The organism is Pseudomonas sp. A39, assembly GCF_058145955.1.
Genome location: NZ_JBYVMD010000023.1, coordinates 1 through 13,356, shown reverse-complemented (window position 1 = coordinate 13,356; position 13,356 = coordinate 1). Strand labels below are relative to the sequence as shown.

13 protein-coding genes and 1 riboswitch are annotated in these 13,356 nt (G+C 61.3%); of the genes, 6 read left to right on the top strand and 7 right to left on the bottom strand.

The genetic code is table 11. The features are described 5' to 3' along the window. The first annotated feature begins 67 nt into the window (after nucleotides 1-67). The 3 genes from AC3ZU9_RS18100 to AC3ZU9_RS18090 are packed head-to-tail and all read left to right on the top strand — an operon-like array spanning nucleotide 68 to nucleotide 2,393. Nucleotides 68-1,291: a D-amino acid dehydrogenase gene (locus AC3ZU9_RS18100; RefSeq protein WP_490091138.1), complete on the top strand. Its 1,224-nt coding sequence runs from the start codon at nucleotides 68-70 to the stop codon at nucleotides 1,289-1,291. Between the two features lie 10 nt (nucleotides 1,292-1,301). Next, nucleotides 1,302-1,466 carry a RidA family protein gene (locus tag AC3ZU9_RS18095; RefSeq protein WP_320399934.1) on the top strand — a complete coding sequence of 55 codons (165 nt, stop codon included), beginning with the start codon at nucleotides 1,302-1,304 and terminating at the stop codon, nucleotides 1,464-1,466. 24 nt (nucleotides 1,467-1,490) lie between these two features. Then, a complete protein-coding gene (locus tag AC3ZU9_RS18090) occupies nucleotides 1,491-2,393 on the top strand; it encodes a transporter substrate-binding domain-containing protein (RefSeq protein WP_102061874.1) in 903 nt (300 codons plus the stop codon). A gap of 30 nt (nucleotides 2,394-2,423) precedes the next feature. Here AC3ZU9_RS18090 and AC3ZU9_RS18085 read toward each other — a convergent pair whose 3' ends face one another. Both AC3ZU9_RS18085 and AC3ZU9_RS18080 read right to left on the bottom strand, forming a co-directional pair. Beyond that, a complete protein-coding gene (locus AC3ZU9_RS18085; protein WP_102061875.1) occupies nucleotides 2,424-3,143 on the bottom strand; it encodes a 16S rRNA (uracil(1498)-N(3))-methyltransferase in 720 nt (239 codons plus the stop codon). Between the two features lie 51 nt (nucleotides 3,144-3,194). After that, complete coding sequence (locus tag AC3ZU9_RS18080; protein WP_015886314.1) at nucleotides 3,195-4,601, bottom strand: adenosylmethionine--8-amino-7-oxononanoate transaminase; 1,407 nt, start codon at nucleotides 4,599-4,601, stop codon at nucleotides 3,195-3,197. Between the two features lie 273 nt (nucleotides 4,602-4,874). On the opposite strand from AC3ZU9_RS18080, the gene AC3ZU9_RS18075 reads away from it, so the two are divergent. Further along, nucleotides 4,875-5,426: a cytochrome b gene (locus tag AC3ZU9_RS18075; RefSeq protein WP_015886313.1), complete on the top strand. Its 552-nt coding sequence runs from the start codon at nucleotides 4,875-4,877 to the stop codon at nucleotides 5,424-5,426. A gap of 32 nt (nucleotides 5,427-5,458) precedes the next feature. After that, nucleotides 5,459-6,037, top strand: coding sequence for a YceI family protein (locus AC3ZU9_RS18070; RefSeq protein WP_046034960.1), 579 nt, complete (start codon nucleotides 5,459-5,461; stop codon nucleotides 6,035-6,037). 201 nt (nucleotides 6,038-6,238) lie between these two features. On the opposite strand, the gene rhlE2 is transcribed toward AC3ZU9_RS18070, so the two are convergent. From rhlE2 to ahcY, 5 genes are all read right to left on the bottom strand, one after another. Then, complete coding sequence (gene rhlE2 / locus AC3ZU9_RS18065) at nucleotides 6,239-8,125, bottom strand: RNA helicase RhlE2 (RefSeq protein WP_015886311.1); 1,887 nt, start codon at nucleotides 8,123-8,125, stop codon at nucleotides 6,239-6,241. 221 nt (nucleotides 8,126-8,346) lie between these two features. Beyond that, nucleotides 8,347-9,138 carry a substrate-binding periplasmic protein gene (locus AC3ZU9_RS18060; protein WP_122811779.1) on the bottom strand — a complete coding sequence of 264 codons (792 nt, stop codon included), beginning with the start codon at nucleotides 9,136-9,138 and terminating at the stop codon, nucleotides 8,347-8,349. Between the two features lie 63 nt (nucleotides 9,139-9,201). Continuing rightward, complete coding sequence (locus AC3ZU9_RS18055; RefSeq protein WP_093542504.1) at nucleotides 9,202-10,284, bottom strand: hypothetical protein; 1,083 nt, start codon at nucleotides 10,282-10,284, stop codon at nucleotides 9,202-9,204. Between the two features lie 78 nt (nucleotides 10,285-10,362). Further along, nucleotides 10,363-11,208, bottom strand: coding sequence for a methylenetetrahydrofolate reductase [NAD(P)H] (metF, locus tag AC3ZU9_RS18050; RefSeq protein WP_015886308.1), 846 nt, complete (start codon nucleotides 11,206-11,208; stop codon nucleotides 10,363-10,365). A 185-nt stretch (nucleotides 11,209-11,393) separates the two neighbouring features. Further along, the gene (ahcY, locus tag AC3ZU9_RS18045; RefSeq protein WP_015886307.1) at nucleotides 11,394-12,803 is read right to left on the bottom strand and encodes an adenosylhomocysteinase; all 1,410 of its coding nucleotides are present in this window, start codon (nucleotides 12,801-12,803) and stop codon (nucleotides 11,394-11,396) included. A gap of 21 nt (nucleotides 12,804-12,824) precedes the next feature. After that, nucleotides 12,825-12,931, bottom strand: a riboswitch (S-adenosyl-L-homocysteine riboswitch). Between the two features lie 198 nt (nucleotides 12,932-13,129). On the opposite strand from ahcY, the gene AC3ZU9_RS18040 reads away from it, so the two are divergent. Further along, nucleotides 13,130-13,356, top strand: a 227-nt coding sequence (locus tag AC3ZU9_RS18040; protein ID WP_490091137.1) for an acyl-CoA thioesterase, incomplete at its 3' end; no start/stop codon positions are given.

Here is a 13,356-nt window from a genome sequence, read left to right as displayed (position 1 = left end):
TCATTGTCGGCGGCCTGTCACCTGCCCCTAGGCTTGAGGCCTCTTGATTCAACGGCGGGCGGCGGGAATGGTGCACATCATTGGGGGTGGGGTGATTGGTCTGGCCAGCGCGTATGCGCTGGTGCGTGCGGGCCACGAGGTGACGGTGATCGACGCGTGCGAGACCCTGGGCAGTGAAACCAGTTTTGCCAATGGCGGGCAATTGTCCTATCGCTATGTGGCGCCGCTGGCCGATGCCGGCGTGCCGCTTCAGGCCGTCGGTTGGCTGTTGCGCGGTGACTCGCCGTTGAAGCTGCGCCCACGCCTCGACCCTCAGCAATGGCGCTGGATGACCGCGTTCCTCGGCGCCTGCCGTAGCTCGGTGAACACACGCAATACCGCCCACCTGCTGCGACTTGCCTCCCTGAGCCAGGACACGTTGCAGCAATGGCGTGAGGATGATCACCTGGACGGCTTCGACTGGCGGCGCAACGGCAAACTGGTCACCTTCCGCAACGCCAGTTCCTTTGCGCATGCCCGCAGCAAGGTCACCGATATTCTTCAGCAGCAGGTGCTGTCGGCCGCCGATTGCGCGCGCCTGGAGCCGGCGCTGGCGGGCGGTGGTTTTGTCGGCGGGATCTACACGCCGAATGAGGAGGTGGCGGATTGTCATGCCTTCTGCCAGCGCTTGGCGGCGCGGCTTGAAGCGTCCGGCCGCTGCCGCTTTTTGCTGGGGCGCAAGGTCACCGGCATGCGCCACGCTGACGGTGTGGTGCAGGCGATCGAACTGGGCGCAGAGGTGATGCCGGTCGAGCATCTGGTACTGGCGGCCGGGTATCGCAGCGCGGCGTTGGGTGTGCCGCTGCCGCTGTACCCGCTCAAGGGGTACAGCCTCAGTGTGCCGATTGGCGCGCAGCACCAGGCGCCGAACGTGAGCATCACCGACTACGACCGCAAGATCGTCTATGCGCGCATCGGCGAACAACTGCGGGTGGCGGCCATGGTGGATATCGTCGGCTTCGACGCCAGCCTTGAACCCAAGCGCCTGGCGCTGATGAAGCGCCAGGCGCTGGAGACATTTCCTTTGGCGGGCGATTACGCCCATGCGGTGGAGTGGGCGGGTATGCGCCCGGCCACCCCGACTGGCGTGCCGCTGATTGGTGCCAGTGTCTATCGCAACCTATGGCTGAACCTGGGCCACGGTGCACTCGGCTTTACCCTGGCGTGCGGCAGTGGCCAGTTGCTCGCTGAGTTGATCGGGCAACACGCGCCTTCCATTGATATGCAGGGCCTTGCGCCCCGCGCCGCATGAGGATGTATTGATGACCATCACCCGAATCAGCAGCAATGAGCGCCTCTCGGGCGCAGTGACCTTCAAGGACCTGGTGTTCCTCTCGGGCATGGCGCCGACGTGCACGACCCTGCAAGCGGAACTGGCGCGGCCGAGTGTGCTGGTGGAAATCAGCGTGATTGCGGTACGAAAATAACCGAAAGACCCACGGAGAATAACAATGAAAAAAATCCTGTTGGCCGGCTGCACCCTGGGGCTTTTGCTGGGCGCTCAAGCCCATGCGAACCCAGCGCCGTTGGACGGCACGCTGGGCAAGATCGCTAACGCCCAGTCCATCACGTTGGGCTATCGCGATGCGTCGGTGCCGTTTTCCTACGTCGGGGATAACAGCGGCAAACCCATGGGCTATTCGGTGGAGCTGGCCGATAAGATCGTTGAGCGCATTCGGCAGAAAACCGGGGTGGCCACGCTCAATGTGAAGTACACCCTGGTGACGTCCCAAACGCGTATTCCGCTGGTGCAGAACGGCACTGTCGACCTGGAATGCGGTTCTACAGGCGTGACGGCCGAGCGGCAGAAGCAGGTGGCGTTTTCCTACGGGTTTATCTACGTGAAGGGGCAATTGCTGACGGCCAAGGACAGTGGCATCCAAGGCTTTGCCGATCTTGCGGGCAAGAACGTAGTGACCACCGCCGGTACCACCAATGAGCGTTTCCTCAAAAGCTACAACGCCGAGCACAAGGCCAATATGTTCGTGATCAGCGCCAAGGACCATGGCGAAGCATTCAAGATGCTCGAGACCGGCCGCGCGGCGGCATTCTACATGGATGACGCGTTGCTTTACGGCGAGCGCGCCAAGGCCAAGGACCCGCACAATTGGGTGGTGGTGGGGGAGGAGCAGTCGCGGGAAATCTACAGCTGCATGGTGCGCAAGGACGACCCGCAATTTCTCGCAGTGGTCAACGAGACTCTTGGCGACCTTTATCGCAGTGGGGAGATCAACGGGATTTACCAGCGCTGGTTTGAATCACCGATTCCGCCCAAGGGCTTGAACCTGGAATTCCCGATGACCCGTGAGTTGAAGGCGATTATTGCCAAGCCAGTGAGTGATCCGGTGGAGTGATGTAACGGCTTGGTCACCCAATCAAGAGGGTTAGAAGTCGCCCCAGAGTTGTTGGGCCACAGCCAGCGCCACCACCGGCGCCGTTTCGGTACGCAAGACGCGCGGGCCGAGGCGGGCGGCGTGGTAGCCGGCACCTTGGGCCGCTTGGACTTCTGCGTCGGTCAACCCACCCTCAGGCCCGATCAAGAAGGCCAGGCTCGAGGGCTTGGCATGGCTGACCAGCGGCTCGGCCACCGGGTGCAGCACCAGCTTCAAATCTGCCTCGGTCTGCTTCAACCAGTCCGCCAGCAACAGCGGTGGGTGAATCAGCGGCACCGTCGAACGCCCGCATTGCTCGCAGGCGCTGATGGCCACCTGGCGCCAGTGCAGCAGGCGTTTGTCGGCGCGTTCATCCTTGAGGCGCACTTCGCAGCGGTCGCTGAAAATCGGCGTGATCGCGTTGACGCCCAGTTCGGTGGCTTTCTGAATCGCCCAATCCATGCGCTCGCCACGGGACAGGCCCTGGCCGAGATGGATATGCAGCGGCGATTCGGCCTGGCCCCCAACGCTTTCGGTGAGTTGCACAGTGACGCGCTTTTTACCGACTTCGAGCAAGCTGCCCAGGAACTCCTGGCCGGAGCCGTCAAACAATTGCACGGCATCGCCTTCGCCCATGCGCAGCACGCGGCTGATGTAATGCGCCTGGGCTTCAGGCAGCTCGTGGTCGCCGAGGCTCAGCGGGGTGTCGGTAAAAAAGCGGGACAGTCTCATTTCTGTTCTCTGAAAAGGTTTTTCAAGCGCGAGCTCTTACAGGGGCTGGTATTAGCCCGGATCGCGGAAACCTGGGTGGAAGTCCTTCGGCACCGCCACACTGACCTTGCTGTTGGTGGCGATATCAATGCCCTCGCTGGCGACTTCGGCGAGGAAGTCGATCTGCTCCGGCGTGATCACATACGGCGGCAGGAAATACACCACACTGCCCAGTGGCCGCAACAGCGCACCACGTTCCAGGGCGTGCTCGAATACCTTCAGGCCACGACGTTCCTGCCACGGGTAGGCGGTCTTGGTGGCTTTATCCTGGACCATCTCGATGGCCAGCACCATGCCAGTCTGGCGCACTTCCGACACATGCGGGTGGTCCACCAGGTGCGCAGTGGCCGTGGCCATGCGCTGGGCCAGGGCCTTGTTATTTTCGATGACGTTGTCTTCTTCGAATATATCCAGGGTCGCCAACGCGGCCGCACACGCCAGCGGGTTGCCGGTGTAGCTGTGGGAGTGCAGGAAGGCGCGCAGGGTCGGGTAGTCGTCGTAGAAGGCGTCGTAGACGTCATCGGTGGTGACCACGGCCGCCAGTGGCAGGTAGCCGCCGGTCAGGGCCTTGGACAGGCACAGGAAGTCCGGGCGGATACCCGCCTGTTCACAGGCGAACATGCTGCCGGTGCGGCCGAAGCCTACGGCGATTTCGTCGTGGATCAGGTGCACGCCGTAGCGGTCGCAGGCCTCGCGCAGCAGCTTGAGGTAAACCGGGTGGTACATGCGCATGCCGCCGGCGCCCTGGATCAGCGGTTCGACGATCACGGCGGCGACGGTGTCGTGGTTCTCGGCCAGGGTCTGTTCCATGGCCAGGAACATCGTGCGCGAGTGGTCTTCCCAGCTCATGCCCTCGGGGCGCAGGTAGCAGTCCGGGCTTGGCACCTTGATGGTGTCCAGCAGCAGCGCCTTGTAGGTCTCGGTAAACAGCGGCACGTCGCCCACCGACATCGCGGCGATGGTTTCGCCGTGGTAGCTGTTGGTCAGGGTGACGAAACGCTTTTTGTTCGGCAGGCCGCGGTTGAGCCAATAGTGGAAGCTCATTTTCAGCGCGACTTCGATGCACGACGAGCCGTTATCGGCGTAGAAGCAGCGGGTCAGGCCTTCGGGCGTCATTTGCACCAGGCGTTCGGACAGTTCGATCACCGGTTGATGGCTGAAACCGGCGAGGATCACATGTTCCAGTTGGTCGACCTGGTCCTTGATGCGCTGGTTGATGCGCGGGTTGGCATGGCCAAACACGTTGACCCACCAGGAACTGACGGCGTCGAGGTAGCGCTTGCCTTCGAAGTCTTCCAGCCACACGCCTTCGCCGCGCTTGATCGGGATCAGCGGCAGTTGCTGGTGGTCTTTCATCTGGGTGCAGGGATGCCACAGCACCGCGAGGTCGCGTTGCATCCACTGGTTGTTCAAGCCCATCGGTTCTCTCCTCGAAGCGGTCCTGCGGCGAGCGCAGGTAAAACAATCGCGCAAGCCTATGCAATGGTGGCGCGTGTCACAACCTATTGTGAGGGAATTCGCGGTAAACACAGGACGGTCTGTCACGTTTCTTAGGAATAGTCCTTAATCCTTGGTTAACTTATTGTGCATAGGCTCTTGATCGTATTTCTCGATATTTCAAAGCGAAATTTTCCGCTTTAATTCGATAGGTAAATCGCTAGTCTTGGGCGCAGCTCTTACGGGATTTGGGACATGCAGCTACGTAATTCTTCGGCCCGCTATGGTTGGGTCAGCATTGTTTTGCATTGGGGCGTGGCCCTGGTGGTGTTCAGCTTGTTCGCCCTGGGCTTGTGGATGGTCGGCCTCGACTACTACAGCGCCTGGCGCAAAGACGCGCCGGACCTGCACAAGAGCATTGGCATCACGCTGTTCGCCATTATGCTGGTGCGTATCGTCTGGCGCCTGGTAAGCCCGCCACCACCACCGCTGGCCAGCTACAGCCGCCTGACCCGTATCGGTGCGGCGTTCGGCCACGCGTTCCTGTATCTCGGGCTGTTCGCCGTGATGATCGCCGGTTACCTGATTTCCACCGCAGACGGTGTCGGTATCCCGGTGTTTGGCCTGTTTGAAATTCCTGCCGTGGTTTCCGGTCTACCGGACCAGGCAGACACTGCGGGCGTGGTGCACTTGTACCTCGCTTGGGTGTTGGTGGTCTTTGCCGGCTTGCACGGCGTGGCTGCGTTGAAACACCACTTTATTGATCGTGATGTGACCCTTACGCGAATGCTGGGGCGCAAAGCCTGATGTTCAACCTCGACTCACAAGGAATAGAAAGCATGTTGAAAAAGACTCTCGCTGCTCTGGCCATCGGTACTGCCCTGCTGTCTGCAGGTCAGGTGATGGCGGCTGACTACAAGATCGACAAAGAAGGCCAGCACGCCTTCATCGACTGGAAAATCAGCCACCTGGGCTACAGCTACATCCACGGTACCTTCAAGGACTGGGATGGTACCTTCAGCTGGGATGCCGCCAAGCCGGAAGCCAGCAAAATCGCGGTCGACGTGAAAACCGCCAGCCTGTGGTCCAACCACGCAGAGCGTGACAAGCACATCGCCAGCAAAGACTTCCTGGACGTTGCCAAGTTCGCCGACGCCAAGTTCGTGTCCACCGCCGTTAAATCTACCGGCGAGAAAACCGCTGACGTAACGGGCGACCTGACCTTTCACGGCGTGACCAAGCCTGTGACCTTCAAGGCGACCTTCAATGGTGAAGGCAAGGATCCATGGGGCGGCGAACGTGCTGGCTTCAACGCCAAGACCACCGTCAACCTGAACGACTTCGGCATCAAAGGCCCCGGCCCGTCCTCGCAGACCGTGGACCTGGACATCTCGCTGGAAGGCGTCAAGCAGAAGTAATGTCTGGCTTGGCAATGCGGTCCTTGTGGGAGAGGGCTTGCCCTCGATAGCGGTGTGTCAGTTAAAAGTAGGTCAGCTGACACTCAGCTATCGGGGGCAAGTCGAATCGTCGCACCGCCCCTTCCACATTGGATCGTTATTGAGTCCAAAAAAAATGCCCCGCATCGAAAGATACGGGGCATTTTTTATGGGGCTAAAAACTCAGCGGTTGCGAGTCAGCAATGCTGGCTTTTCACCACGAGGACGGCCTGGCAACTGATCCAGTTGCTCGGGTGTCGGGAAGCGATCCGCTTTCGACTCCTTGTGGATGATCTTCGGCGCTGGGCCACCGCGCGGGTTCTGCACGGCCGGTTCGGACAAGCGAGGCTGGTCGTCACGGGCTGGGCGGCGGTTGTTGCTGCGCGAGTCTTCGCGACGGGCTTGGCCGTCACGCGGTGCGCCATTACGCGGGCCGCTGCGCTTGGCCGGTGGAGTGCCGGTGGTGCCGCCGCTGCTGTTGCGTGGGCCGTTCTGGCGAGCGCCTTGTGGCTGACCGCCACGTGGAGCGCCTGCGCCCGCACCTTGTGCAGGCGCGCCGGGACGACGGCCACGGCCTTGGGCCGGCTTGGCCTGAGGCACGTAGTCAACGCGGTTGCCGAAGTTATCCACGTCGTCGTCGAGGAACTCGTCCGGGGCACGGTCAGCGGCGGCGCGTGGCGGCTGACTCGGCTGGCGCTGTTCGCGGGCCGGGGTGCCTTCACGGGGCTTCTGCTCGCGGGCTGGGCGTTCGCCACGGCCGTTGGTAGGCGCTTTTTCCTTGCCGCCCTTGTCCTTGCCCTTGTCGCGACGACCACCGCCACCACCGCCGCCGTTCGGGCCATCACCCTTCGGACCGCGTGGGTTGCGTGGGTTGCGCACGTCCGGACGCTCGCGCACTTCAGGCTTCTCAGCCTCTACGGCGCTGGCATCGAAGCCCATCAGGTCGCCGTCGGCGATTTTCTGCTTGGTCATGCGCTCGATGCTTTTCAGCAGTTTTTCTTCGTCCGGTGCAACCAGGGAAATGGCTTCACCCGAACGACCGGCACGGCCGGTACGGCCGATACGGTGCACGTAGTCTTCATCGACGTTTGGCAGCTCGAAGTTGACCACGTGTGGCAGTTGGTCGATATCCAGGCCGCGGGCGGCGATATCGGTGGCCACCAGTATGCGCACGGAACCGGCCTTGAAGTCGGCCAGGGCTTTGGTGCGCGCGTTCTGGCTTTTGTTACCGTGGATGGCGACAGCGGTGAGGCCGTGCTTGTCCAGGTACTCGGCTAGACGGTTGGCGCCGTGCTTGGTACGGGTGAACACCAACACCTGTTCCCACGCGCCGGCGGTGATCAGGTGGGCCAGCAGCGCACGCTTGTGGCTGGCGGCCAGGCGGAAGACGCGTTGCTCGATACGCTCGACCGTGGTGTTCGGTGGCGTGACTTCAATGCGCTCAGGGTTGTGCAGCAGCTTGCCGGCCAGGGCAGTGATGTCCTGGGAGAACGTTGCCGAGAACAGCAGGTTCTGACGTTTGGCCGGCAGGCGGGCGAGGACCTTTTTCACGTCATGGACAAAGCCCATGTCGAGCATGCGGTCGGCTTCGTCCAGCACGAGGATTTCCACGTGGGACAAATCGACGCTGCCTTGGCCGCACAGGTCGAGCAAACGACCGGGGCACGCCACCAGCACGTCCACACCACGGGACATGGCCTGAACCTGTGGGTTCATGCCGACGCCGCCGAAGATGCAGGCACTGACGAACTTCAGGTCGCGGGCATACAGCTTGAAGCTGTCGTGCACCTGGGCGGCGAGTTCGCGGGTTGGGGTCAGGACCAATACGCGCGGTTGGCGCGGGCCGTGACGCTGGGATTTGTCCGGGTGACCGTTGGGAAACAACCGCTCCAGAATCGGGAGGGCGAAACCGCCGGTTTTACCAGTACCTGTCTGAGCCGCAACCATCAGGTCGCGACCTTGCAACACGGCGGGAATGGCCCGCTGTTGCACCGGAGTAGGCTCGGTATAGCCCGCTGCCTCGATGGCGCGGACTAAAGCCTCGGAGAGACCGAGGGAAGCAAAGGACATGAGTAATCCTGTTTTAGTTAGGGCTTGGCCCAAAGGGATAATCTTGCCGGGCGTGAATGGCGCTTAGGGGAGCGCAACCCCGTCCGGTCCTGCTGCGTCTGGCGGGCACTCCACCGGCTCGCGCGGGCTGAAAGCTGCGCTGTAGCGGGGTTGGGTGCCTTTTTCAAGACCTCAGCGGCCGGGCGTGAGCCTGGCGGAAAGGCCGGAGTATAACAGAGCAATCACGGTACGCTGCTTTCCTGCTGCTCAACGGTGTGTCCAACCCCCGTAATTGCTTGGATTCCACCATATTTGATGCTCAAAGCGGTGTACGCAGGTTCTTGTTTGAAGCGTTTGAGCTCGGCGGCAAAGCGTTGTACCAGCAGATCCATGCCCGCGCCACGGCGCACCGCAAGGAACTGCGGCTGGTGGCTGACCACAGCCGGCGCCTGGCTGACCTTGCCCTCCAGGCCCAGTGCCTTGATCACATGCTGGCCTACCCGGCGGTCGGTGATCACCAAATCGATGCGTCCCAACATTAATTTGCCGAAGTTGGCCTCATGGCTGGGGGCCGCTTCGCGGTTGAACAGGGTGGAGTCGCTGAATGCTGCGCCGTACAAGTAACCCGGCGACGTGCCGACGGTCAGGTCGCGCAGGTCTTCGAGGCCCTGGACAGGGTGGGGGCGATCATTGGCATAGAAGAGCACGAAATTCACTTCCGACAGCGGTTCGCTGGGGTATAGAAGCACGGCGTCGCGCTCGTGGCTGTGGAAAATGTCCAGCGCCCCGTCGGCATGGCCTTGGTCGAGCATGGCCAGGCAGCGCTTCCAAGGCAGGAATTGCCATTGCACCTCAATACCCAGGCGCTGGAACACGATCACCGTGGTTTCGTAGTCCAGCCCGCGCATCGTGCCGTTGTCGTCGTACACATAAGGCGCCCATGGCTCGGTGACAATGCGCAATTTCTCGCCATAAGCCGCCAGGCTCAGGCAAGTAAAGAGGGCAGCAGTCAGCAACTTCAGAATGACAGGCATGCCCTGAGGTTACGACGCTCCTGCCTTAAAGAGAAGCTCTGGCACGCGCATCCGCGGGCGGGGCTATTTGGCGGGTGAGGTCATCAAGTGTTCGTAGATCGCTGTGCGCCGCTCGCCGAGAATCAGGCGTACCACGGGGTTGGCGAACCAGTGTTCCAACTGATGCGCGTCAAGCGGGCGCTTTTGACGTTCCTCTTGGTTTTGTCGGGCTTTGTCCCACCAAACCGGGCCACATGCCTGATCGAATTCGTTCTCGTGCTCGTAGCAGCCGTAGAGGATTTCGCGGATGAACTGCTGCTGGTGCTTGGGTAACAGCAGTGTGATCAGCTTGTACAGCAAGCGCTGCGGGCGGGGAGGGCGCGGCAGGTGCGAGGAGACCTGGCGGGTGTCGGCCAGTGCCAATGCGCTGGTAGGGGCGGCCGCATGCTTGGCGATCCAGGCCTTGACCTTGGCGCGAAACAGTTGCTTGCGACTCCAGTAATGATGGATCAGGTCGGGGCACTCGCGCACGTTGACGCTGCGATAAGCGGCAATCGACAGGCAGAACTCTTCGAGGGTGTAGGCGCCCTCGGCATAGGGAAACAGTTCGTCCATCAACGCGATGGAGCGGTCGAGGATGTGCGCGTCCTGTTGCGTCAGGCCCATGACCCCGGAATTGAGGGTCATCATGTCATCGTCGGCGACGCCCATGTCCAGCAGGCGCTGGCGCAGCGCGGTGTACAGAATACTTTCGGGGTTGTCGCCGTACCGGGTGTAGAAGGCGTTGCACAGCAGGGTGCCGGGTTGCACGCGCTCGAACAGGTCCATCGGTGAATGATGGAAGAACGTGTCGGTGTCGATCAGCATGGCCACCGGCGACTCTTCCAGCACTTGGCGCAGCACCACATGTTTGGTGCGGAAGTGATAGCCGTGGGGCTCGCTCCAGCGTTTGCGAGTGGCTTCGTCCAGCGGGCGCACGCGCACCGGCAAAAGGCGATAGGGCTCGGGGTTATCGCTGAATACCTGGATATCCACGGCGGCGTCCGGGGTGTCGTTCAGGAAGGCCAGCGCGCTGGCGATGCTGAACACCGCTTCCTGGTGGTAGGTCTCGGAGCCGAAGACCAGGTAGACCAGTTGCGGGCGGGAAGTCGTGGACACTGTATTCATGGACTGCTGGGTTCCGTGGGCATGTAAAACGACAAAGGCCCTCGTCGAGACGAGGGCCTTGGCACAGCCGGACAAGCTTCAGCGTGGCAGCTTGAGGTTGTTCCAGATGGCAAGGCTGGGTTCAGCCTGGTTCAGGGTATAGAAGTGCAGGCCTGGCGCGCCACCTTGCAACAATTCTTCACACATTGTGCTGATGACCTGTTCGCCGAACGCCTGGATGCTCTTGACGTCGTCGCCATAGGCTTCCAGTTGTTTGCGCACCCAGCGTGGGATTTCGGCCCCGCAGGCGTCGGAAAAGCGCGCCAGCTTGCTGTAGTTGGTGATCGGCATGATGCCCGGCACGATCGGGATGTTCACCCCCATGGCCCGTACACGCTCGACGAAGTAGAAGTAGCTGTCGGCGTTGAAGAAGTATTGGGTGATCGCGCTGTCGGCGCCGGCGTTGGCCTTGCGCACGAAATTCTGCAGGTCGTTTTCGAAGTTGCGGGCCTGGGGGTGCATCTCCGGGTACGCCGCCACTTCGATGTGGAAGTGGTCGCCGCTTTCTTCACGGATAAAGCTCACCAGGTCATTGGCGTAGCGCAGCTCACCGCTGGCCATGCCCATGCCGGACGGCAGGTCGCCGCGCAGGGCGACGATGCGCTTGATGCCGGCTGCCTTGTATTGGGTCAGCAGGCTGCGCAGGTCGGCTTTGCTGTCGCCCACGCACGACAAGTGCGGAGCGGCGGGAACTTTGACTTCACTTTCCAGCTGCAGCACGGTGTTGATCGTGCGATCACGGGTCGAACCGCCGGCGCCGTAGGTGCAGGAGAAGAAGTCGGGGTTGTAGCTGGCCAACTGCTTGGCAGTCGCCATCAGTTTTTCATGCCCAGCATCGGTCTTGGTCGGGAAGAATTCGAAGCTGTAGCGACGGTCTTGGGACATGGTAATACCCTTTGAAACTCAGAATGCCGACGGTGCCCCCTGTAGGAGCGAGCTTGATGTGGCGAGGGAGCTTGCTCCCGCTGGAGTGCGAAGCGCTCCCAAAATCTTGGGGCCGCTTCGCAGCCCAGCGGGAGCAAGCTCCCTCGCCACAACAAGCCCGCCCCAGCAAAGCAGGGGGCTGTTACTCAGTAACGGTAAGCGTGCGGCTTGAACGGACCTTCAACGGTCACGCCGATGTAGTCGGCCTGGGTCTTGGTCAGTTGAGTCACCACGCCGCCGAAGCCGCGGACCATTTCCAGGGCCACTTCTTCGTCGAGTTTCTTCGGCAATACTTCCACGGTCAGGCGCTCGGCTTTCTGGGCGGGCGACAGGTCGGCGTACTTCTGGCCGAACAGGAAGATCTGGGCCAGGACCTGGTTGGCGAACGAACCGTCCATGATGCGGCTAGGGTGGCCGGTGGCGTTGCCCAGGTTAACCAGGCGGCCTTCAGCCAGCAGGATCAGGTAGTCGTCGTTCTGGGCGTCGAACGCGCCAGCACCGGTACGGTGAACCTTGTGTACCTGTGGCTTCACCTCTTCCCATGCCCAGTTCTTGCGCATGAAAGCGGTGTCGATTTCGTTGTCGAAGTGACCAATGTTGCAGACAACAGCACGCTTCTTCAAGGCTTTGAGCATGTTCGCGTCGCAAACATTCACGTTACCGGTGGTGGTCACGATCAGGTCGATCTTGCCCAGCAGGGCCTTGTCGATGCTCGCTTCGGTGCCGTCATTGACGCCATCGATGAACGGCGAAACCACTTCGAAGCCGTCCATGCAGGCTTGCATGGCGCAGATCGGGTCGACTTCGGAGACCTTGACGATCATGCCTTCCTGACGCAGGGACTGGGACGAGCCCTTGCCCACGTCACCGTAGCCGATCACCAGGGCTTGCTTGCCCGACAGCAGGTGGTCGGTGCCGCGCTTGATGGCATCGTTCAGGCTATGACGGCAGCCGTACTTGTTGTCGTTCTTGCTCTTGGTCACCGAGTCGTTGACGTTGATGGCCGGGATTTTCAGCTCGCCCTTGGCCAGCATGTCCAACAGGCGGTGTACGCCCGTGGTGGTTTCTTCGGTCACGCCGTGGACGCGGTCCAGGATTGCTGGGTACTTCTTGTGCAGCAGCTCGGTCAGGTCGCCGCCGTCGTCGAGGATCATGTTGGCATCCCAAGGCGCGCCATCTTTCAGGATGGTTTGCTCCAGGCACCACTCGTACTCTTCTTCGGTCTCGCCTTTCCAGGCGAATACCGGGATACCGGCAGCAGCGATGGCGGCAGCGGCCTGGTCTTGAGTCGAGAAAATGTTGCAGGACGACCAGCGTACTTCGGCACCCAGGGCAACCAGGGTTTCGATCAGCACGGCGGTCTGGATGGTCATGTGGATGCAGCCGAGGATCTTCGCACCCTTGAGCGGTTGCTCAGCGGCATACTTGCGGCGCAGGCCCATCAGGGCAGGCATTTCGGATTCGGCGATAAAGGTTTCACGACGGCCCCAGGCGGCGAGGGACATGTCGGCGACTTTGTAGTCGTTGAAATCTGCAGGCGTGTTTACTGCGCTCATGAAGAGCCTCCATTCGTAGTGTGCGAATGGGCGCCGTTGTGCGTTTAGTATCAGGCCAAGTGTACCAGGCCGGACAACGCCCCATCCGAGCCTGACAGGTTGAACCTGCTGCAGCGCCCCTCGGACAGGTGGCGGGAGAACGGTATCAACTGAAGATGACCGTTTTGAAGCGGGGGCGATTATAGCCGTGTGCGCCAGACTTCCCAAGCCTTTCTGTCGGCAACATGAAGATAGCACATAGGCGTGATAGGCAATGGCTCATAGAGCTTGGGGCCGGGCTCTGCCATGATGTTGCCCATCATTTCGCAACACGCTTTGGAGTGACCATGAACTTCCACACCCGCAAATGGGTAAAACCCGAAGACCTCAACCCCAACGGCACCCTGTTCGGCGGCAGCCTGTTGCGCTGGATCGATGAAGAAGCGGCGATCTATGCCATCGTCCAGCTGGGCAACCAGCGGGTGGTCACCAAGTACATCTCCGAAATCAACTTCGTCAGCGCCTCGCGCCAGGGCGACATCATCGAACTGGGCATCACCGCCACCGAGTTCGG